This window comes from Phreatobacter aquaticus (genome assembly GCF_005160265.1).
GTDB classification, from domain to species: Bacteria; Pseudomonadota; Alphaproteobacteria; order Rhizobiales; family Phreatobacteraceae; genus Phreatobacter; species Phreatobacter aquaticus.
Genome location: NZ_CP039865.1, coordinates 3038248 through 3060842 on the forward strand (window position 1 = coordinate 3038248; position 22595 = coordinate 3060842).

The 22595-nt window shown below is 65.8% G+C and carries 10 protein-coding genes; 4 read left to right on the plus strand and 6 right to left on the minus strand.

Going from position 1 to position 22595, the window contains the following annotated elements:
* Positions 1–459: 459 nt before the first annotated feature.
* On the plus strand, positions 460–4179 hold the full coding sequence (locus E8L99_RS14315; protein WP_137100174.1) for a vitamin B12-dependent ribonucleotide reductase: 3720 nt from the start codon (positions 460–462) through the stop codon (positions 4177–4179).
* Positions 4180–4278: 99 nt separating this feature from the next.
* On the opposite strand, the gene E8L99_RS14320 is transcribed toward E8L99_RS14315, so the two are convergent.
* The 3 genes from E8L99_RS14320 to E8L99_RS14330 all read right to left on the minus strand — a co-directional run bounded on the left by E8L99_RS14320 (position 4279) and on the right by E8L99_RS14330 (position 5929).
* Positions 4279–4608, minus strand: a complete 330-nt coding sequence (locus E8L99_RS14320) for a DUF6968 family protein (RefSeq protein WP_137100175.1) — start codon at positions 4606–4608, stop codon at positions 4279–4281.
* Between the two features lie 197 nt (positions 4609–4805).
* The gene (locus E8L99_RS14325; protein ID WP_137100176.1) at positions 4806–5495 is read right to left on the minus strand and encodes a class I SAM-dependent methyltransferase; all 690 of its coding nucleotides are present in this window, start codon (positions 5493–5495) and stop codon (positions 4806–4808) included.
* Between the two features lie 134 nt (positions 5496–5629).
* The gene (locus tag E8L99_RS14330) at positions 5630–5929 is read right to left on the minus strand and encodes a hypothetical protein (protein ID WP_137100177.1); all 300 of its coding nucleotides are present in this window, start codon (positions 5927–5929) and stop codon (positions 5630–5632) included.
* A 427-nt stretch (positions 5930–6356) separates the two neighbouring features.
* Here E8L99_RS14330 and E8L99_RS14335 point away from each other — a divergent pair, with 427 nt between their 5' ends.
* Positions 6357–16223, plus strand: coding sequence for an S-layer family protein (locus E8L99_RS14335; protein ID WP_137100178.1), 9867 nt, complete (start codon positions 6357–6359; stop codon positions 16221–16223).
* A 176-nt stretch (positions 16224–16399) separates the two neighbouring features.
* The gene (locus E8L99_RS14340) at positions 16400–18358 is read left to right on the plus strand and encodes an O-linked N-acetylglucosamine transferase, SPINDLY family protein (RefSeq protein ID WP_168201682.1); all 1959 of its coding nucleotides are present in this window, start codon (positions 16400–16402) and stop codon (positions 18356–18358) included.
* 6 nt (positions 18359–18364) lie between these two features.
* On the opposite strand, the gene E8L99_RS14345 is transcribed toward E8L99_RS14340, so the two are convergent.
* On the minus strand, positions 18365–19693 hold the full coding sequence (locus tag E8L99_RS14345) for a UDP-glucose dehydrogenase family protein (protein ID WP_137100180.1): 1329 nt from the start codon (positions 19691–19693) through the stop codon (positions 18365–18367).
* A gap of 67 nt (positions 19694–19760) precedes the next feature.
* A complete protein-coding gene (locus E8L99_RS14350) occupies positions 19761–20705 on the minus strand; it encodes a UDP-glucuronic acid decarboxylase family protein (protein ID WP_137100181.1) in 945 nt (314 codons plus the stop codon).
* Positions 20706–20975: 270 nt separating this feature from the next.
* Here E8L99_RS14350 and E8L99_RS14355 point away from each other — a divergent pair, with 270 nt between their 5' ends.
* The gene (locus tag E8L99_RS14355) at positions 20976–22007 is read left to right on the plus strand and encodes an LLM class flavin-dependent oxidoreductase (protein WP_137100182.1); all 1032 of its coding nucleotides are present in this window, start codon (positions 20976–20978) and stop codon (positions 22005–22007) included.
* Positions 22008–22016: 9 nt separating this feature from the next.
* On the opposite strand, the gene E8L99_RS14360 is transcribed toward E8L99_RS14355, so the two are convergent.
* The gene (locus tag E8L99_RS14360; RefSeq protein ID WP_137100183.1) at positions 22017–22517 is read right to left on the minus strand and encodes a peptide deformylase; all 501 of its coding nucleotides are present in this window, start codon (positions 22515–22517) and stop codon (positions 22017–22019) included.
* Between the last annotated feature and the right edge of the window lie 78 nt (positions 22518–22595).

The window sequence follows — 22595 nt, forward strand, 5'->3', positions numbered from 1 at the left end:
GATTTCGCTTGCCGAATCTCCCCGAGATTCCCGACACTTGGCATCAGCCGCAGCGGCTGCCCCCTCAAAATTTGTGCCTCACACACCATATTTAGGGCTCTGTTTACTGATAGCCCCTATATCTTGACGACACGAAGACGCGCCGCATAAGTTCGCATCAGGTTTGGCGGGTCGTTCGAAGTTCCAGCCGTGCCTATTCCCCATCAGGTCCCCGGGCTGCCGCAGCGTTCGCGCCGCGCGACCGGAGCGCTGTCGCCGCAAGGCGGGCGGCGCCTGTCGGGGACATGCGTGATGCGTCGAAACAGGCGGCCTCCTGGCGCGTTCTCCCTGTGGAGAACGGTAACAAGCGGCCGCAGCGAAAACGGGGCCCGGGACAACCGGGCGGGGCAGGGGTCCGACCCATGGACCCCAGACTGGCGTGGGAGTTAGGCTCCCAGCCTGATGTAAGGATTGAAGACCATGCGCATCGACAGGCGTTTCACGACCACGGGCCAGTCGCCCTACGCGTCCATCGCGTTCCGCAAGGCGACTTCGGAAATCCGCAATCCGGATGGCTCGATCGTGTTCCGCCTGGAGGGCATTGAGGTGCCCGAGGCCTGGAGCCAGGTGGCAGCCGACATCCTCGCGCAGAAATATTTCCGCAAGGCCGGCGTGCCCGCGCGCATGAAGAAGGTCGAGGAGAACTCGGTTCCCTCCTGGCTGTGGCGCTCGGTGCCCGATGATGCCGCCATCAAGGACCTGCCGGAGAAGGAGCGCTGGATCGGCGAGACCTCGTCCACCCAGGTCTTCGATCGTCTCGCCGGCACCTGGACCTATTGGGGCTGGAAGGGCGGCTACTTCGCCCAGGAGGCCGACGCCCAGACCTTCTTCGACGAGCTCCGCTACATGCTCGCCCGCCAGATGGTCGCGCCGAATTCGCCCCAGTGGTTCAACACCGGCCTGCATTGGGCCTATGGCATCGATGGTCCCGGCCAGGGCCATTATTACGTCGACTTCGAGACCGGCAAGCTCACCAAGTCCACCTCGGCCTATGAGCATCCCCAGCCGCACGCCTGCTTCATCCAGGGCGTGCAGGACGACCTCGTCAACGAGGGCGGCATCATGGACCTGTGGGTCCGCGAAGCCCGCCTGTTCAAGTACGGCTCGGGCACCGGCTCCAATTTCAGCCAGCTGCGCGGCGAGGGCGAGAAGCTCGCCGGCGGCGGCCGTTCCTCCGGCCTCATGTCGTTCCTGAAGATCGGTGACCGCGCGGCCGGCGCCATCAAGTCGGGCGGCACCACGCGCCGCGCCGCCAAGATGGTGGTGGTCGATGCCGACCATCCGGATATCGAGGCCTATATCGACTGGAAGGTGATGGAGGAGCAGAAGGTTGCTTCCCTCGTCACCGGCTCCAAGATCAACGCCAAGCATCTCAAGGCCATCATGAAGGCCTGCGTGAATTGCGACGGCGACGGCGATGCCTGTTTCGATCCGAGCCTGAACTCGGCGCTGAAGCGCGAGATCAAGGCCGCCCGCAAGTCGATGGTGCCCGACAATTACATCAAGCGGGTGATCCAGTTCGCCAAGCAGGGCTACAAGGACATCGAGTTCCCGATCTACGACACCGACTGGGACTCGGAAGCCTATCTGACGGTGGCTGGTCAGAACTCCAACAACTCGGTCTCGCTGAAGGACGATTTCCTGCGCGCCGTCGAGAACGACAGCGACTGGAACCTCACCGCCCGCACGTCGGGCAAGGTGACCAAGACGCTGAAGGCCCGCGACCTCTGGGAGAAGATCGGCCACGCCGCCTGGGCCTCCGCCGATCCGGGCCTGCACTTCAACTCGACCATGAACGACTGGCACACGTGTCCCGAGGGCGGCCCGATCCGCGCCTCCAACCCGTGCTCGGAATACATGTTCCTGGACGACACGGCCTGCAATCTCGCCTCCGCCAACCTGCTGCAGTTCTACGATCCGAAGGCCAAGATCTTCGACATCGAGGGCTACGAGCATCTCTGCCGGCTGTGGACCGTGGTGCTCGAAGTCTCCGTGCTGATGGCGCAGTTCCCCTCGCGCCAGATCGCCGAACTGTCCTACCAGTACCGCACCCTTGGCCTCGGCTTCGCCAATATCGGCGGCCTCCTGATGACCATGGGCATTCCCTATGATTCCGATCAGGGCCGGGCTCTTGCTGGCGCGCTGACCGCCATCATGACGGGCATTGCCTACAAGACCTCCGCCGAGATGGCCGGCGAACTCGGCCCCTTCCCGAGCTTTGCGCCGAACCGCGAGCACATGCTCAAGGTCATCCGCAACCATCGCCGCGCCGCCCATGGCGAGGCCGCAGGCTATGAGGCCCTGTCGGTCAACCCGGTGCCGCTCGACCATGCCAATTGCCCGATCCCGTCGCTGATCGCCCATGCGACCCGCGCCTGGGACGAGGCACTGGCGCTCGGCGAGACCCATGGCTACCGCAATGCCCAGTCCACCGTGATTGCGCCCACCGGCACGATCGGCCTGGTCATGGATTGCGACACCACCGGCATCGAGCCTGATTTCGCCCTGGTGAAGTTCAAGAAGCTGGCCGGCGGCGGCTATTTCAAGATCATCAACCAGGCGGTTCCGGCGGCGCTGCGCACGCTCGGCTATTCGGAAAGCCAGATTGCAGAGATGGAGGCCTATGCGGTCGGCCATGGCACGCTGGCGCAGTCACCGGCCATCAACACCACGTCGCTGACCGCCAAGGGCTTCACGCCCGAGGCGCTGGCCAAGGTCGAGGCGCAGCTCAAGACCGCCTTCGACATCAAGTTCGTCTTCAACAAGTGGACGCTCGGCGAGGACTTCGTCACCCGCACCCTCGCCATTCCGGCCGAGGAGGTGAACGCGCCGGGCTTCGAGCTTCTGGCCCGCATCGGCTTCTCGAAGAAGGACATCGAGGCGGCCAACGAGCATGTCTGCGGTGCCATGACGCTGGAAGGCGCGCCTCACCTCAAGCTCGAGCACTATGCCGTGTTCGATTGCGCCAGCCCCTGCGGCCGCAAGGGCAAGCGCTACCTCTCGGTCGAGAGCCACATCCGCATGATGGCGGCCTCCCAGCCGTTCATCTCGGGCGCCATCTCCAAGACCATCAACATGCCGAACGACGCAACCGTCGACGACTGCAAGTCGGCCTACATGCTGTCGTGGAAGCTCGCGCTGAAGGCGAACGCCCTCTACCGCGACGGCTCCAAGCTCTCGCAGCCGCTGAATTCGCAGCTGATCGAGGACGAGGACGACGAGGACGGCGTCGAGGAGCTGATGGAAAAGCCCCAGGCGGCCCGTGCCGCCGCTCTTGCCGAGCGCATCGTCGAGAAGGTGGTCGAGCGCGTCCAGGTGATCCGGGATCGCGAGCGCATGCCGGACCGCCGCAAGGGCTATACCCAGAAGGCGGTGGTCGGTGGCCACAAGGTCTATCTGCGCACCGGCGAATATGACGATGGCCGGATCGGCGAGATCTTCATCGACATGCACAAGGAGGGCGCGGCGCTTCGTTCGCTCCTCAACAACTTCGCCATCGCCATCTCGCTGGGTCTCCAGTACGGCGTGCCGCTGGACGAATATGTCGAGGCCTTCACCTTCACCCGCTTCGAGCCCGCGGGCCCGGTGCAGGGCAACGACACGATCAAATACGCGACTTCGATCCTCGACTACGTGTTCCGTGAGCTCGCGGTGAGCTATCTCGGCCGCGCCGATCTCGGCCATGTCGATCCCGGCGAGAGCCGTTACGACGCGCTGGGAACCGGTGCCACTGAAGGCGCGCGCAGCGTGCTGTCCAAGGGCTTGGTGCGCGGCAAGACCGACAAGTTTACGGTCGTCACCAGCCAGGGCGGGCAGGGTACTCCCGCCACGCTGACGCCGGGCTCGCTCGCCAATGACGGCCGCACCACCGGTACGGTCGTCACCATGGCGCGCACCTCTGGCGCCAATGCGCTGAAGGAAGAGGTCGCGGCAGCGGTTGCCCCGACACTCGGCGTGCTGTTCGACCAGGCGCCAGCCCCGGAAGTGAAGTCGGAACGCTCGACCTCCGACCGGCGCGCGGAAGCCAAGCTCCGCGGCTATGTCGGCGATGCCTGCCCGGAATGCTCGAACTTCACGATGGTGCGGAACGGCACGTGCTTGAAGTGCGACACGTGTGGCTCGACGACGGGGTGTTCGTGATCGCGGCCACCAAGCCGCGAGCGAGACCTGACTGAGCAATACGAAAGAAAAAGGGCGGGCACGCGTTGCCCGCCTTTTTCTATGCACGCCGCCGCAGTGTCACAGCAGCCTGTCTGCACCTTGGTAAAGATCGCGCATGCTGGGCGACAGCGGAAATCCATAACCGTCACCGGGCGTCTTCCAGGCGAGTTGTCCGGAGCGGTGGTACTCGCTTGTATAGATTTCGATGCCGATCTTCTGCAGTGCGAGCTGCAGCGCCTGAATGCCGTCGATGCCGCTGGCGCTGCCCTTCGCCAACCCGTGGGGCCACGCAATGGCGTATGCGCACTCCCATGCCTGACCGGCTTCAACAGGAGCAAATATCCGGATCAGGACCAGTTGATCGCCGCCGGGTGTGGTCCGTGTGAGCGTGCGTGTGGCGATTTCCATCAATCACCCCGTGGACGAACTCTTCCCCGACCTCATGCCTTCGGTGCTGACATCAGCGAGCCTCCAAGACGAGGTCGCAGGCGGATCAAAAGAGACAAGGTCCTTCGAGGCTCGGCCGCTGCGCGACCTCGCACCTCAGGCTGAGGTGCGTAGAGGAGGGCGCATAGGAATACGCCCTGCCAACCGCCACCCCACCCCTACCTCGCCCGGAGCACCGCCAGGAAATACCCGTTATGCCAGTCGCTGTTCTCGCCGATATGCTGCTGCGGGTGGCTGTTGTCCTGAGTGGTGCGGATCTCGATCCCATAGGTGATGGCGCGGCCGAGCTGGGTGATCGCATCGATCGTGCCCTGTCGCACTTCCGGCCAGTTCCAGTCATCGACGATCTGGATATATTCCGCGTCCACCGCCGGTTGGGCGATGGTCACGCCGTCGAACTGGTCCTGATAGGCGTGCGGCCCGTCGAACAGATAGATGTTGTACTTGCCGATGTCAGAATAGTTGACGTTGCGGAAGTCGTCCTCGATGAATCGGAAGGTTACATCGTCGGAGCGGGCCATGTCGGTATGGGCCATGAACTGGTCCTTCGGCCCGCCGAATTCCGACCAGTTGTCGATGCAGGTCGCGGTCACGCGGTTGCCCGAGATCGCCGAGCAGGCGGTGGAGCCAGCCCAGGAGCCGACCTCGAGGTAACGCGCGTCCGGAACCAGGCCGACCAGCGTATTGACGAGCCGGCGATACTTGCGCCCCGACATGCCCTGCATGCCGAGGATCCAGTCGGGCACCTTGGTCTTCAGGGCCAGCGCGTCGCGGAAGGCGCGGTCGAGGCTGAACGAGAGGAGGGTGTCGGCGGCATTGCCATAGAAGGCGTAGGATGTCTCTTCCACTGGGGCTCTCGGTGCGGCGCGCGCGGGATTCCGCGGAGCGCCACAATGAGCGGCCAGCTTGCGCGGGCGCAACCCGGCGAGGTCCGAAACAGACCGATACACACAGATTTGGCGGGAAAGAAGCGCCGATCGTGTCAGGCTGCGGCGCGCACGGCCTTCACAACGGCCTGGACGGCCTCGACAGGGCCCTTGATGGCGCCCTGGTGCAGAACGGCGAAATAACGCGAGGAGCCGGTGCCGGCGATCGGCGAGATCCAGGCATAGGCCTTGGTGGCGCTGGCATGGCCGGTCACCGCGAAGACATGCACGACGCCGTCCCACAGGCCGGGCCGGGGCGCGAAGCGATGCGTCGAGACCGAATGCAGATAGGCACTGCTTCCGCCATGCTGCGTGTCGATGACCTTTTTGAGCAGGTCCATTGTCGCCGGATTCATCTATGCGCCTCGTCCTGAGGATCGGGCATTTCTTGCCCCCCTCGACGACCCTAGGCGGCAATCGTTTGGGAAGCGTTAAGCATGGAAATCGAGCGGCGGCGACGCGCGGCTGGCGCAGCCCTGCCGGGCATTCCGAATTCCTGTGCTCAAATGTAACGGGGCGTATCCGGGCCTGTTGCAATGGCTTGCAGAATCGCAGCTATATCCGCATCGGTAAAGTAGAACCCGCATCATGGGTTCTTTGGGGCAGCACGCAATTCTTTAAGGGACCATGGCGGCGGCTTGGATCTGAGTGTCGAGTGCCTGACGGTAGTCGGGTAGACATAAGGTTCCGGCCAGTTCGGACGGACATAGCAAAATCCGGTTCGACGCCTCCGGCACCAGGGATTGTGGGCCGTGCAGCGGTGGCTGCATCTGGAGGGTGGACATGGCGATTTCGAATATTAGCGTCACGCAGATTGCTGCGCTGTCGACCACGGCCATCTCCTCTCTCTCGATCACCGACATCCAGGGCCTCAGCGCCACCCAGATCGGGGCGATCAGCACCAGCGGCATCGCGGTGTTGAGCGAAACCCAGGTCGCGGCGCTCAATACCACGCAGGTCAAGGGGCTCACGGCCACCCAGGTGCCCAACCTGAAGCCTTCCCTGCTCCTCGCGGTCTCCCAGCTGGTGGCCCTCTCCAGCCAGCAGGTCGCAGCCTTCACCGAGACCCAGCTCGACATCTTCGACACCACCCACATCGCCGCCCTCAGCCGCGCCCAGGTCTCTGCCCTCAGCACCACCAAGATCAACTCCTTCGAGGCGACCCAGGTCGGCGCGCTCAGCTCCACACAGCTCGGCGGCCTCAGCACCGACCAGCTGAACGCACTGACGGCGGACGGCCTCGCCGCCATCTCGGTTGCCCAGGCCGCAGGCCTCGGCGCCACGCAGGTCGCGGGCCTGACCACCACCTCGTTCAATGCGCTGTCGACGACCACCATTGCCGGCCTGTCGACCACCCAGGCGCGCACCATCACCACCACCCAGCTCTCGGGCCTTGATGAGACGGCCGTCACCGGTCTGACCTCGACCCAGCTCGGTAGCCTCGCCACCACCCAGCTGCGCGCCCTCTCGTCGACCAATCTGAGCGGTCTGTCGCAGACCCAGATCTCCGGCCTGTCGTCGACCCAGATCGGCAGTCTCACCACCACCCAGGTCGCCGGCCTCGCGACCAGCGATATCGACGAACTGACCTCGACCCAGGTTCGCGGCCTCACCTCCACGCAGATCGGGGCACTTGGCTCGTCGAACCTCAACGAACTGACCTCGACCCAGCTGTCCGGCCTGTCGTCGGCGCAGGTCGCCGGCATCACGGCAACCCAGCTTGGCGGCCTTGATGCCACCAACATCGCCGACTTTGCGGCGACCCAGCTGACCGGCCTGTCGACCACGCAGCTGAATGCCCTGTCGACGGACGCCCTTGGTGGCCTGTCCCGCACGCAGGCGGCTGGCCTCGCCGTCACGCAGGTGTCCGGCCTGAGCACGACCTCACTCAATTCGCTGACCTCGACCGCAGTCGGCGGCCTGACCACGACCCAGGCGCGTGCGCTGACCACGACCCAGCTTGCCGGCCTCAATGAAACCGCCGTCTCCGGTCTCACCTCGACCCAGCTCGGCAGCCTTGCGACCACGCAGCTGCGGGCCCTGACCGAGACCAATATCAGCGGTCTGACGCAGACCCAGGTGTCGGGCCTGACCTCGACCCAGGTCGGCGGATTGACGACCACCCAGATCGCCGGCCTGTCGACCTCCGACATTGATGAACTGACCTCGACCCAGGTCCGCGGCCTGACCTCCACGCAGGTCGGTGCGCTCGGTTCGACCAATCTGAACCAGCTGACCTCGACCCAGCTTTCTGGCCTGACCTCGACCCAGGTCTCCGGCCTCTCGACAACCCAGCTCAGCGGTCTGGATTCGACCAACATCGCCGATTTCGCCGCGACCCAGCTGACCGGCCTGTCGACCACCCAGCTGAACGGCCTGGCGACGGATGCTCTTGGAGGCCTTTCCTCCACTCAGGCGGCCGCGCTGACCACGCCCCAGATTGCCGGTCTGACCACGACCTCGCTCAATTCCCTGACCTCGACGGCGGTTGGTGGCCTGACCACGACCCAGGCTCGCGGTCTGACCACCACGCAGCTTGCCGGCCTGAACGAGACGGCCGTGTCGGGTCTGACCTCGACCCAGCTGGGCAGCCTGTCGACGACGCAGCTGCGGTCGCTGACCGAAACCAATATCAGCGGCCTGACGCAGACCCAGGTCGGCGGCTTGAGTTCAACCCAGGTCGGTGGCCTGACCACCACGCAGATCGCCGGTCTCGCCACGGGCGACATTGATGAACTGACCTCGACCCAGTTGCGCGGCCTCACCTCCACGCAGGTTGGCGCGCTCGGCTCGACCAATCTGAACCAGCTGACCTCGACCCAGCTCTCGGGCCTGACCTCGACCCAGGTTGCCGGCCTCAATGCCACCCAGCTCGGTGGCCTGGATTCCACCAATATCGCCGACTTCGCGGCGACCCAGCTGACCGGTCTGTCGACCACCCAGCTGAATGGCCTCTCGACCGACGCGCTCGGCGGTGTCTCAACCACCCAGGCCGCCGCCCTGTCGGTGGCCCAGGTCGCCGGCCTGACCACGACCTCGCTCAATGCACTGACATCGACGGCGGTTGGTGGTCTGACCACGACCCAGGCGCGCGCGCTGACGACCACGCAGCTCGCTGGCCTCAGCGAGACCGCCGTGTCGGGTCTGACCTCGACGCAGATCGGCAGCTTGAGCAATACCCAGGTCGCCGCGCTCTCCTCCACCAATATCAGCGGGCTGACGCAGACCCAGTCATCCGGCCTGACCTCGACCCAGGTCGGTGGTCTGACCACCACGCAGGTCGCCGGCCTCTCCACCACCGACGTCAGCGATCTGACCTCGACCCAGGTGCGCGGCCTGACCTCCACGCAGGTTGGCGCGCTCGGCTCGTCGAATCTCAATCAGCTCACCTCCACCCAGCTGTCCGGGCTGACTTCGACCCAGGTCGCCGGTCTGAACGCCACCGAACTCGGCGGACTTGACGCGACCAACATCGCTGACTTCGCGGCGACCCAGCTCACGGGTCTGTCGACGACACAGCTGAATGCCCTGTCCACCGATGCCCTGGGCGGCCTCTCGACCACCCAGGCCGCCGCTCTGTCGGTGGCCCAGGTCGCCGGCCTGACCACGACCTCGCTCAACGCCCTGAGTTCGACCGCGGTTGGTGGCCTGACGACGACCCAGGCGCGTGGCCTGACCACGACGCAGCTCGCCGGCCTGAACGAAACGGCCGTGTCGGGCCTGACCTCGACGCAGCTTGGCAGCCTGACCAACACGCAGGTCGCGGCGCTCTCCTCCACCAATGTCAGTGGCCTGACCTCGACGCAGGTGTCCGGTCTGACCTCGACCCAGGCGGGCGGTCTCACCACCACGCAGATCGCCGGTCTCGCCACTGGCGACATCGACGAACTGACCTCGACGCAACTGCGCGGCCTGAGTTCCACGCAGGTTGGCGCGCTCGGCTCGACCAATCTGAACCAGCTGACCTCGACGCAGCTCTCCGGCTTGACGTCCACTCAGGTCTCCGGCCTGACCGCGACGCAGCTCAGCGGCCTTGACGCGACCAATATCACCGACTTCGCTGCAACCCAGCTGACCGGTCTCTCGACCACCCAGCTGAACGGCCTCTCGACCGATGCGCTGGGTGGCTTGACCACCACGCAGGCGGCGGCCCTGACCACCGGCCAGGTGGCTGGCCTTACGACGACGTCGCTGAACGCCCTGACCTCGACAGCCGTCGGTGGACTGACGACGACCCAGGCCCGCAGTCTGACCACCACGCAGGTGGCTGGCCTCAACGAGACCTCGGTTTCCGGCCTCACCTCGACCCAGCTCGGCAGCCTGTCGACGACCCAGCTGCGCTCGCTCACCGCGACCAATCTCAGCGGCCTGACCCAGACCCAGGCATCCGGCCTGACCTCGACGCAGGTCGGTGGCCTGACCACCACGCAGATCGCCGGTCTCGCCACCACCGATATCGACGAACTGACCTCTACCCAGGTCCGTGGCCTGACCTCCACCCAGGTCGGCGCACTCGGCTCCTCCAACCTCAACGAACTGACGTCGACCCAGCTGTCCGGACTGACCTCCACGCAGGTCTCAGGTCTGAACGCGACGCAGCTCAGCGGCCTTGACGCGACCAATGTCGCGGACTTCGCCGCCACCCAGCTGACCGGCCTCTCGACCACCCAGCTGAACGGCCTCTCGACCGACGCGCTCGGTGGCCTCTCGACGACGCAGGCCTCGGCACTGACCACGTCGCAGGTGGCTGGTCTCACGACCACCTCGCTGAACGCGCTCACCTCGACCGCCGTCGGCGGCCTGACGACGACCCAGGCCCGCAGCCTGACGACGACCCAGCTTGCCGGCCTCAACGAGACGGCCGTGTCGGGTCTGACCTCGACCCAGCTTGGCAGCCTGAGCAACGCCCAGGTCGCCGCGCTCTCCTCGACCAATATCAGCGGCCTGACGCAGACCCAGTCGTCCGGCCTGACCTCGACCCAGGTCGGTGGTCTGACCACGACCCAGGTCGCAGGGCTCTCCACCACCGATGTCAGCGAGCTGACCTCGACCCAGGTCCGTGGCCTGACCTCGACTCAGGTCGGCGCACTCGGTTCCTCGAACCTCAACGAACTGACCTCGACCCAGCTCTCGGGCCTGACCTCGACCCAGGTCTCCGGGCTGTCGGCGACGCAGCTGAGCGGTCTCGACACGACCAACATCGCGGACTTCGCGGCAACCCAGCTGACCGGTCTGTCGACGACGCAGTTGAACGGGCTGTCGACCGACGCACTCGGCGGCCTGTCCTCCACTCAGGCGGCAGCGCTGACCACGCCTCAGGTGGCTGGTCTCACCACCACCTCGCTCAACGCCCTCACCTCGACCGCCGTCGGTGGCCTGACCACGACACAGGCCCGCGCTCTGACGACCACGCAGCTCGCTGGTCTCAATGAGACGGCGGTGTCGGGCCTGACCTCGACCCAGCTTGGCAGCCTGACCAACACGCAGATCGGGGCCCTTTCCTCCACCAATGTCAGCGGGCTGACGCAGACCCAGGTCTCCGGTCTCTCGTCGACCCAGCTCGGTGGCCTGACCACGACGCAGGTCTCTGGCCTCGCCACCACCGACATCGGTGAACTGACCTCGACCCAGGTGCGTGGCCTGTCCTCGACCCAGGTCGGCGCACTCGGTTCCTCCAACCTCAACGAACTGACCTCGACCCAGCTGTCGGGCCTGACCTCGACCCAGGTCTCCGGCCTGTCGACGACGCAGCTGAGCGGTCTCGACACCACCAACATCGCGGACTTCGCGGCAACCCAGCTGACCGGCCTTTCGACCACCCAGCTGAACGGCCTCTCGACCGACGCACTCAGCGGCCTGTCCTCCACTCAGGCGGCAGCGCTGACCACGCCACAGGTGGCTGGTCTGACCACCACCTCGCTCAACGCGCTCACCTCGACCGCCGTCGGCGGCCTGACGACGACCCAGGCCCGCAGCCTGACGACGACCCAGCTTGCCGGCCTCAACGAGACGGCCGTGTCTGGTCTGACCTCGACCCAGCTTGGCAGCCTGAGCAACACGCAGGTCGCCGCGCTCTCCTCCACCAATGTCAGCGGGCTGACGCAGACCCAGGTCTCCGGTCTCTCGTCGACCCAGCTCGGTGGCCTGACCACGACGCAGGTCTCTGGCCTCGCCACGACCGATATCGGCGAACTGACCTCGACCCAGGTGCGCGGCCTGACCTCGACCCAGATCGGTGCGCTCGGTTCCTCGAACCTCAACGAGCTGACCTCGACGCAGCTCTCCGGCCTGACCTCGACCCAGGTCTCCGGCCTGTCGGCGACGCAGCTGGGCGGTCTCGACACCACCAATATTGCGGACTTCGCGGCAACCCAGCTGACCGGTCTGTCGACCACCCAGCTGAATGCCATCTCGGCGGACGCACTCGGCGGCCTGTCCTCCACTCAGGCGGCAGCGCTGGCCACGACGCAGGTCGCTGGTCTGACCACCACATCGCTGAACACGCTCACCTCGACCGCCGTCGGTGGCCTGACCACGACACAGGCTCGCGCTCTGACGACCACGCAGCTCGCTGGTCTCAACGAGACGGCCGTGTCCGGCCTGACCTCGACCCAGCTGGGCAGCCTGAGCAATACCCAGGTCGCCGCGCTCTCCTCCACCAATGTCAGCGGGCTGACGCAGACCCAGGTCTCCGGTCTCTCGTCGACTCAGCTCGGTGGGCTGACCACGACGCAGGTCTCTGGCCTCGCCACGACCGATATCGACGAACTGACCTCGACACAGGCCCGTGGCCTGACCTCCACGCAGGTAGGGGCACTCGGTTCGACCAATCTCAACCAGCTGACCTCGACGCAGCTCTCCGGCCTGACCTCGACCCAGGTCTCCGGCCTGACCGCGACGCAGCTGAGCGGCCTTGACGCGACCAATATCGCCGACTTCGCGGCAACCCAGCTGACCGGTCTCTCGACCACGCAGCTGAATGGCTTGTCGACAGATGCGCTCGCAGGCTTGACCACGACGCAGGCGGCGGCCCTCACCACCGGCCAGGTTGCCGGCCTCACGACGACGTCGCTGAACGCCCTGACCTCGACAGCCGTCGGTGGTCTGACGACGACGCAGGCCCGCAGCCTGACCACCACCCAGGTGGCCGGCCTCAACGAGACATCGGTTTCCGGCCTGACCTCGACCCAGCTCGGCAGCCTCTCGACGACCCAGCTGCGCTCGCTCACAGAGACGAATGTGAGTGCCCTGACACAGACCCAGGTGTCCGGCCTCTCGTCGACGCAGGTTGGCGGCCTGACCACCACGCAGATCGCTGGTCTCGCCACGACCGACATCGACGAGTTGACCTCGACGCAGGTTCGCGGCCTGACCTCGACCCAGGTCGGCGCGCTCGGCTCCTCCAACCTCAACGAGCTGACCTCGACGCAGCTCTCCGGTCTGACCTCGACGCAGGTTTCGGGCCTCAACGCGACCCAGCTTGGCGGGCTTGATGCCACCAATGTCGCGGACTTCGCAGCCACCCAGCTGACCGGCCTCTCGACGACCCAGCTCAATGGGCTGTCGACCGACGCCCTTGGCGGCCTGAGCACAACGCAGGCATCTGCGCTCACCACAACGCAGGTGGCGGGTCTCACGACCACCTCCCTGAACGCCCTGACCTCGACGGCCGTCGGTGGTCTGACGACCACGCAGGCCCGCGCCCTGACGACCACCCAGCTTGCCGGTCTCAACGAGACGGCGGTCGCAGGCTTGACCTCGACCCAGCTTGGCAGCCTGAGCAACACCCAGGTCGCTGCGCTGAGCTCGACCAATGTCAGCGGCCTGACACAGACCCAGGTGTCCGGCCTGAGTTCGACCCAGGTTGGCGGACTGTCGACCACTCAGGTTGGCGGTCTCGCCACTACCGATATCGGCGAGTTGACCTCGACCCAGGTCCGGGGCCTGACCTCGACCCAGGTCGGCGCACTCGGCTCCTCGAACCTCAACGAACTGACCTCGACCCAGCTCTCCGGCCTGACCTCGACGCAGGTCTCGGGTCTCACCGCCACCCAGCTGAGTGGCCTCGACGCAACCAATATCGCCGACTTCGCGGCCACCCAGCTGATCGGTCTCTCGACCACGCAGTTGAATGGCCTGTCGACCGACGCACTTGGCGGCCTTTCGACCACCCAGGCCTCGACCCTCTCGGTGACCCAGGTCTCGGGTCTCACCACCACCGCGCTTAACGCGCTCACGTCCACTGCGGTCGGCGGCCTGACGACGACCCAGGCCCGCGCGCTGACGACGACCCAGCTAGCCGGTCTCAACGAGACGGCGGTCGCAGGGTTGACCTCGACCCAGCTCGGCAGCCTGAGCAATACCCAGGTTGCGGCGCTGAGCTCGACGAATGTCAGCGGCCTGACGCAGACCCAGGTTTCGGGCCTCAGCTCGACCCAGGTCGGCGCCTTGACGACGACCCAGGTCGCCGGTCTCGCCACCAGCGACATCGACGAACTGACCTCGACGCAGGTTCGTGGCCTGACCTCGACCCAGGTCGGCGCACTCGGCTCGACCAACCTGAACCAGCTGACCTCGACGCAGCTGTCCGGCCTGACCTCCACTCAGGTCTCCGGGCTGACGACCACCCAGCTTAGCGGCCTCGACGCAACCAACATTGCCGACTTCGCGGCGACCCAGCTGACCGGCCTCTCGACGACCCAGCTGAACACGCTCTCGACCGACGCCATCGCTGGTCTGAGCACCACGCAGGCCTCGGCTCTCACCACTACCCAGGTGGCGGGCCTGACGACCACCTCGCTGAACGCCCTGACCTCCACGGCGATTGGCGGCCTGACGACAACGCAGGCGCGCAGCCTGACGACCACGCAGATCGACGGCCTGACCGAAACCGCGGTCGCTGGATTGACCTCGACGCAGATCGGCACACTGACCAACACGCAGGTCGCTGCTCTGAGTTCGACCAATCTGGACAGCCTGACCACGACGCAGGCTGCGGGCCTCACCTCGACCCAGGTCGGTGGCCTGACGACGACACAGGTCTCCGGTCTGGCGACGACCGATATCGACGAGCTGACCTCCACCCAGCTTCGTGGCCTCAGCTCCACGCAGGTTGGCGCCCTTGGCTCCACCAACCTGAACCAGCTGACCTCGACGCAGCTGTCTGGCTTGACCTCCACTCAGGTGAGTGGCCTGACCGCCACGCAGCTGAGCGGCCTTGATGCGGCCAATGTCGCCGACTTCGCAGCAACGCAGCTGACCGGTCTCTCGACGACGCAGCTCAACGGCCTGTCGACCGATGCGCTTGGCGGCCTGAGCACCACGCAGGCCTCGGCGCTGACCACCACGCAGGTGGCTGGCCTCACCACGACCTCGCTGAACGCCCTGACCTCCACCGCGGTCGGCGGCCTGTCGACGACCCAGGCGCGCAGCCTGACGACGACACAGCTCGCCGGTCTCAACGAGACGGCGGTCAGCGGCCTGACCTCGACCCAGCTGGGCAGTCTGACCAATACCCAGATCGCCTCGCTGACCTCGACCAATGTCAGCGGCCTGACCTCCACGCAGGTCTCCGGCCTCTCGTCGACCCAGCTCGGTGGGCTGACCACGACGCAGGTTTCCGGTCTTGCCACCACCGATATCGGCGAACTGAGTTCCACACAGCTCCGTGGGTTCACCGGCGCACAGATCAGCGCGCTGGGGTCCTCGAACTTCAATGAGTTGAGCTCGACCCAGGTCTCGGCCCTCGGCATGACCCAGATCGCGGGCATGTCGACGACCCAGCTCGCCGCTCTGTCGACCGGCGATGTCGGGGAGCTGAGTTCCACGCAGCTGCGTGGTCTCTCGGCAACCCAGCTGAACGCGCTGTCGACCGACGCACTCGGCGGCCTTGCGGCAACGCAGGTCGAGGGTCTGCTGACCGCCCAGGTCAGTGGCTTGAGCACGACCTCGCTGAATACGCTCTCGACAACGGCGCTCGCCGGCCTGACCACCACGCAGGTCAAGAGCCTGACGACCACCCAGATCGATGGCCTCAACGAGACCGCGCTCGGCGGCCTGACTTCGACACAGGTCGGTGCGCTGCTGACCACTCAGCTGAACGCGCTGGATACGACAAGCCTGAACGTCCTCACCAGCACGCAGATCGGTGGGCTCTCGACCACGCAGATCTCCAGCCTGACGACGACGCAGCTGTCGTCGCTGACCACCACCGATGTCGGCGAGTTCACCTCGACGCAGCTTGGCGGTCTCACCGCGACGCAGATCGGCGGGCTCGGTTCGACCAACTTCAACGAGTTGTCGAGCACGCAGCTCTCCGGCCTCAGCTCCACGCAGGTTGGTGGCCTGACGACGACCGAGATCGGCGCCTTGTCCGAAACCAGGATCGGCGAGTTCACGTCGACCCAGCTGAGGTCGCTGAATGCCACGCAGGTCGGGGCCATCTCCACGACCGCGATCGCCGGCCTGACATCCACCGGTGTGGGGGCCTTGGCATCGACCACCATCGGCCTGCTGACGACGACCCAGATCGGTTCGCTCGCAGCAACGTCGATCAGTGCGATGACCTCGACCCAGACCGCTGGCTTCACGGACACCCAGATCGGCCAGTTCACCGAGGATCAGATCCTCGCCTATCTCTCGGTCTCCTGATCGGGCAGGGCGGGAAGTTCGGAGCAATGCCATATGATGCCAGCGGCCTAGCGGCCGCCAGCACCATCTGGGTCTCGTCTTGGCGGTGACGTGTCGGTGTGTACGCGATGAGTGGACAGCAACTTCCCGGGCACGAGTCCCTCGCGCTTCCGCAACTGGTGCACGCCGTCAACCTGTTGACCCAGCAGGGTCAGACAACGGCTGCCTGTCACCTTTATCAGGGCTGGATCGAGGCCAATCCCACCCATCCGCTGCTGTTCGCGGCCCTGTTCAACCTGTCGGTGATCCAGGGCGATCTTGGCGACGTCACGGGCGGCATCAAGTCGCTGCAACGGGTCATCGAGGTCAATCCCGACTTTGTCGGCGCCTATATCAACCTCGGCCGTTTCTTCGAGCGGGCTCAGCAGGCCGACAAGGCGCTGCAGATCTGGTACACCGGCATCAACCGGCCGCTGCCGATGACGGGCCAGTCGGTCATCCACGCCATCACCGCGCTCAAGCAGATCGCCCGCGTCCACATGGATCGCGAGGAGCCGGAACAGGCGGAACAGGCGTTGTCGCGCTGCCTCGGCCTGTCACCGTCCGAGGATGACGCGCTCGAGCAGTTCCTGGCACTGCGCATGCGGGAATGGCGCCGGCCGGTCCTAACTCAGATCGAGGCCCTGGACGGCAAGGCAATGCTCAAGCGGTTCCATCCGCTGAGCGTTGCAGCCTTCACCGACGACCCGCTGCTGCAGCTGGCCTCCGCTCACGGCTATGTCCGCCGCCTCTTGAACAATAGCGGCCCGCTGCCACGGGAGTCCGATCGCCGCGACGCACCGATCGACCTCAAGGGCCGCCGGATCCGTGTCGGCTATCTCTCGTCCGACCTGCGCGACCACGCCATCGGCTATCTGATGGCCGAGTTCCTGGAGCTTCAGGAGCGGGCGGATTTCGAGGTCTTCGCCTATTTCACCGGTGCTGCGCCGACGTCGGCCATGACCACCCGCATCCAGGATGCGGTCGAGCACTGGGTTGATATCCGCACCCTCGGTGATGACGCCGCCGCTGCCCGTATCGCAGCCGACGGCCTCGATATCCTGGTGGACGTGAACGGCCACACGCGGGATGCCCGGCTTGGCGTATTTGCGCGCCGTCCGGCGCCGATCCAGGTCAACTGGCTGGGCTTTCCCGGCACGATGGCCAGCTCCTTCCATCATTACGTCATCGCCGACCCCTGGATCATCCCCGAGGGATCCGAGAGCTATTTCTCGGAAAAGGTGCTGCGTCTGCCGTGCTACCAGCCCAATGATCGCAAGCGCGTGGTGGGCGAGCCGACGACGCGCGCGGAGCGGGGCCTGCCGGACGACAAGTTCGTCTTCTGCAGCTTCAATGCGCTTCACAAGATCACCGCCTTCACACTCGATCGCTGGATCGCGATCCTCAAGGCGGTGCCGAACAGCGTCATGTGGATGCTCGACTGCTCGGCGCAGGCGAAGCGCGAGCTTGCGCAGCGGTTCGAGGCGAACGGCATCGAGGCGTCGCGGCTGATCTATGCGCCCAAGCTCGCCAATCCGCTGCATCTCGCACGCTATCCGCTGGCCGACCTGTTCCTCGACGCCTTGCCCTATGGCGCGCACACCACCGCCTCGGATGCACTGTGGATGGGCGTGCCCGTGCTGACGCTGTCAGGGCGCAGCTTTGCCTCGCGGGTCTGCGGCAGCCTGGTCCGCTCGGCCGGGCTTCCCGATCTCGTCGTCAACGACCCGCAAGCCTATGTCGCGCGCGCCATCGAACTCGCCAATGATCCGGCGGCTCTCGCCGAGATCAAGGCCCGCCTGGCGGCCGGCCGCGACAGCTGCGCGCTGTTCGATCAGGAGCTGCTGGTCCGCTCCATCGGCGATCTCTACCGCAGCATGATCGCGGACTATCAGGCGGGAACCATGCCCGAGCCTGATCTGCGCAATCTCGAATCCTATCTCAATGCCGGCATCGCCCATGACCACGAGGGCGTGGAAATCTCCTGGGTGCCGGACTACGAGGAGGCCTATCGCGTCCGCCTTGCCGAGATTGACCGGCGCGATCCTCTGGAGGCCGACAGCCGGCTCTGGCCGCACGCGACCTCGCTGCTGCGCCGCTCTGGCGCCAGCCGCTGATCGGGATCAGTTGGCCTTGGTCGATAGTCCCAGGGCGGAATAGCTGGCAAAACCCGCCTGTTCGGCTTCAGCCGGGCTGAACAGGTTGCGCAGGTCGACCAGGGTCTTGGTGCGCATCCGGCTGGCAAGTGTTGCGAGATCGTACGACCGGAACACCTTCCACTCGGTCACGACCACCAGAACGTCGGCATCTGCGACCGCGTCCAGCGGATCGGCGACAAGGCGGACATCGCCGAGCAGCGCCTGGGCATCGCGCGGCTGGGCCGGATCATAGGCATCGACGCTCGCACCCATCGCGATCAGCCGCGGTAGGATGCTGAGGCTCGGGCTCTCGCGCATGTCGTCGGTCTGGCCCTTGAAAGTGACGCCCAGCACCGCGACCTTCTTGCCCTCGAGGCTGCCGCCGCAGGCCGCCAGCACGCGGTCGGCCATCGAAGCCTTGCGGGCGTCATTGGCGGCGATCGCGGCACCGATGATGCGGGCGGGTACGCCGGCATCCTGCGCCGTCATTTGGAAAGCCAGCGTGTCCTTCGGGAAGCATGAGCCACCCCAGCCGGGCCCGACCTTCAGGAACGGCAGGCCGATCCGCTTGTCGAGGCCGATGCCGCGCGCCACCTCCTCGATATTGGCGCCAACGGCCTCGCAGAGATCGGAAACCTCGTTGATGAAGCTGAGCTTGGTCGCGAGGAAGCTGTTGGCGGCATATTTGATCATCTCGGCGGTCTCGATGCCGGTCACCAGCATCGGCACCTCGGCTTCCACCAGCGGCGCGTAGATGCGCTGCATGATGGTGCTGGCGCGCGGGTCCTCGACGCCGATCACCACCCGGTCCGGCTCCATGAAGTCGGAGATCGCAGCACCCTCGCGCATGAATTCCGGGTTCGAGGCCACGGCGACGAAATCGGGCGAGGCTGCGACAGCGCGGGCGAGTTCGGCGACCATGCGGTTGGTGCCGACCGGCACCGTCGACTTGGTGATGATGACCGAGAACTGGCTGAGCGCCCGGCCAATTTCCTCGGCGGCGCCATGGACCTGGGAGAGGTCGGCGCGCCCGGTCTCCGGATCGCTCGGCGTGCCGACGGCGATATAGATCGCATCGCGATCCCTGCAGCTCTCGGCGAGGTCGAGGCTGAAGCTCAGGCGCCCGGCCTTCATGTTGCGCTCGACCATGTCCTCGAGGCCGGGCTCGTAAATCGGCACGCGGCCGCTTTCCAGCATGCCGATCTTGCGCGCGTCCTTGTCGACGCAGATCACCTCATGGCCGATCTCGGCGAAGCATGTGCCCGTCACGAGCCCGACATAGCCGGTGCCGATCACCGTGATCTTGCAACGCATCAGCTGAACTCCCCGGAATCAGGCGCTACCGCTTGGCTTCGAGCGGTAGGCGCACTTGTCGTCGCGCTCATGACGGCCGCGCGAGGCCGGCGAAATAGGGCAGGCAGCGGGCGAGACCCTCGGCAAGCGGCACCTTGGGGGTCCAGCCGAGCAGGGCCTGGGCACGGGTGATGTCAGGGCAGCGCTGCTTCGGATCGTCGGTCGGCAGCGGCCGGAAGGCGAGGGGAGACCGTGATCCCGTCAGCTCCAGCACCGCATCGGCGAGTTCCCGGATGGTGAACTCGCCGGGATTGCCGAGATTGACCGGTCCGTCGATCGGCTGGGCCGAGCGCATCATCCGGAAGAAGCCCTCGACGAGATCGTCGACATAGCAGAACGAGCGCGTCTGGCTGCCGTCGCCATAGAGTTCGAGCGGCTCCCCGGCCAGTGCCTTCATCAGGAAATTGGATACGACCCGCCCATCCAGCGGGTCCATGCGGGGACCATAGGTGTTGAAGATGCGGACGACCCGGACATCGGTGCCATAGGTGCGCCGGTAGTCGAAGCATAGCGCCTCGGCGGCCCGCTTGCCCTCATCGTAGCAGGCGCGGGGACCGGTCGAATTGACATTGCCCCAATAGGCCTCGGTCTGCGGATGGACAGAGGGGTCGCCATAGACCTCGCTGGTGGAGGCCTGGAAGAACCGGGCGCCATCGCGCCTGGCCCAGGCGAGCATGGCCTCGGTGCCGACCACGTTGATCATCAGCGTGCCGACCGGATCGCGCTGGTAATGCGGCGGCGAGGCGGGCGAGGCCAGGTTCCAGATCTCGTCGACCCGGCGGTCGGGTTGAAACGTCCGCACATCCGCCTGCACGAAGGTGAAGGCCGGATGGTTCAGCAGCGGCTCGATATTGCAGAGCCGGCCGGTCATCAGATTGTCCAGGCAGACGACGGCATGGCCTTCGGCCAGCAACCGGTCGCAGACATGGCTTCCGACAAAGCCGGCGCCGCCGGTCACCAACGCTGTCCCCATGGTGGGCGCTCTCATCCTCGGCCTGTGGCGCGCTCGAAAGAGCTGCACCACCTTGTGCTTAGGTCTCCCCGCGCCTTGTGACAACGCGATGGGCGGCGTGCGGCCAACGCTGCACCGGATGCCCACAGAAAAGCGCAGGACCTGCCAATGCATCTCTCCGGATCGCGAGCCGTGCGCGCCTGAAATCCACGCTTGCAGGAATGCGGGGTTGCGTCGGGCACAAGTGCGCCCCCATGTGCCGCTCTTCATCCTGCTGGAACGGACAAGCGCATGGCACAGGATCTGGAACTCGGTCTCGACACGTTCGGCGATGTCACATCCGGCCCGGATGGCAGCCTGCTGCCTCATGCCCAGGTGATCCGCAATGTCGTCGAGGAGGCCGTGCTCGCCGATCAGCTCGGCATCGACTTCATCGGGCTTGGTGAGCACCACCGCTCGGATTTTGCCATTTCCTCGCCCGAAGTGGCCCTTGCCGCCATCGCCGCTCGGACCAGCCGCATCCGGCTTGGGTCCGCTGTCACAGTGTTGAGCTCAGACGATCCGATCCGTGTGTTCCAGCGCTTCTCGACACTGGATGCGGTCTCCAACGGCCGCGCCGAGGTCATTCTCGGGCGCGGATCCTTCACCGAATCCTTCCCACTCTTCGGCTTCCAGCTCAGCGATTACGAGACCCTGTTCGAGGACAAGCTCGACCTGTTCGCAGCACTCGCCCATGGCGGGCCGGTGACCTGGGAGGGGCAGACGCGTCCGCCGCTCGCCAACCAGCACGTCTTCCCGCCGATGGAGGCCGGCCGGTTGAAGACATGGATCGGTGTCGGCGGCAGTCCGGAATCGGTGGTGCGTGCCGCGCGCTACAATCTGCCCATGATGCTCGCCATCATCGGCGGCGATCCCAAGCGCTTCCGCCCCTATGTCGACCTCTATCACCGGGCCTTTGCCCAGCTGGGCGAGCCGTCGCAGGCCCTTGGCGTCCACTCGCCGGGCTATGTCGCCGACACCGACGCGCAGGCGCGGGCCGAGTTCTTCCCCGATTACAAGCGCATGCGTGACAGGATCGGCGGCGAACGCGGCTGGCCGCCGATGCAGCGGGCCGAGTTCGAGCAGGAGATCGAGCATGGCTCGCTCTATCTGGGTTCGCCGGAGACGGTGGCGCGCAAGATCGCGGCGACCGCCAAGGCGCTTGGCATCCAGCGCTTCGACCTGAAATACAGCGCCGGGCCGCTGCCGCACGACAAGCTGATGCGCTGCATCGAGCTCTACGGCACGAAGGTCATGCCGATGGTGCGCGACATGCTCGCCTGAGGCGACGCCTCAGGCCTTCTTGCGGGTCTTTTCGAAGCGTTTCACGGCACGCTCGCGCTTCAGCCGTGACAGCCGGTCGATCCAGAAGATGCCGTCGAGCTGGTCGATCTCGTGCTGCAGGACAACCGCCAGGAATCCCTCTGCCTCGCCCTCCTGAGGCTTGCCGGACAAGTCCTGCCAGGTCAGCCCAATGCGGGCCGGCCGCTCGATCTGTTCGGAAATGCCGGGCATCGAGACGCTGCCTTCCGTCTCGGTCTTCAATTCGGGTGAGGTCCAGACGATCACCGGATTGGCATAGACCCGCATGATCGCATCGTCGGCGAGGCGGATCACCACAAGGCGCTTGGCGACACCGAAATGCGAGGCGGTGAGACCGATGGCCGGGGCTGCCACCAGCGTGTCGATCAGGTCCTGGGCAAGGGTCGCCAGAGCCTCGTCAAAGACGTCGATGGGCTCGGCCTTCTGCCGGAGGCGGGGATCGGGGAACATGACGAGCGGGCGGGCGGGCAAGATCTTCGGCCTTTCATCGATCGGACGAGATGTCTAGCCGACGGGATGGCATGCCGGGAAGCGGCAGCTCTGCATGAC

Excerpts from the sequence above, each read along its gene's own strand:
- E8L99_RS14315 (WP_137100174.1), top strand. The coding sequence starts at position 460 with ATGCGCATCGACAGGCGTTTCACGACCACGGGCCAGTCGCCCTACGCG.
- E8L99_RS14320 (WP_137100175.1), bottom strand. The coding sequence starts at position 4,608 with ATGGAAATCGCCACACGCACGCTCACACGGACCACACCCGGCGGCGAT.
- E8L99_RS14330 (WP_137100177.1), bottom strand. The coding sequence starts at position 5,929 with ATGAATCCGGCGACAATGGACCTGCTCAAAAAGGTCATCGACACGCAG.
- E8L99_RS14335 (WP_137100178.1), top strand. The coding sequence starts at position 6,357 with ATGGCGATTTCGAATATTAGCGTCACGCAGATTGCTGCGCTGTCGACC.
- E8L99_RS14345 (WP_137100180.1), bottom strand. The coding sequence starts at position 19,693 with ATGCGTTGCAAGATCACGGTGATCGGCACCGGCTATGTCGGGCTCGTG.
- E8L99_RS14350 (WP_137100181.1), bottom strand. The coding sequence starts at position 20,705 with ATGGGGACAGCGTTGGTGACCGGCGGCGCCGGCTTTGTCGGAAGCCAT.
- E8L99_RS14355 (WP_137100182.1), top strand. The coding sequence starts at position 20,976 with ATGGCACAGGATCTGGAACTCGGTCTCGACACGTTCGGCGATGTCACA.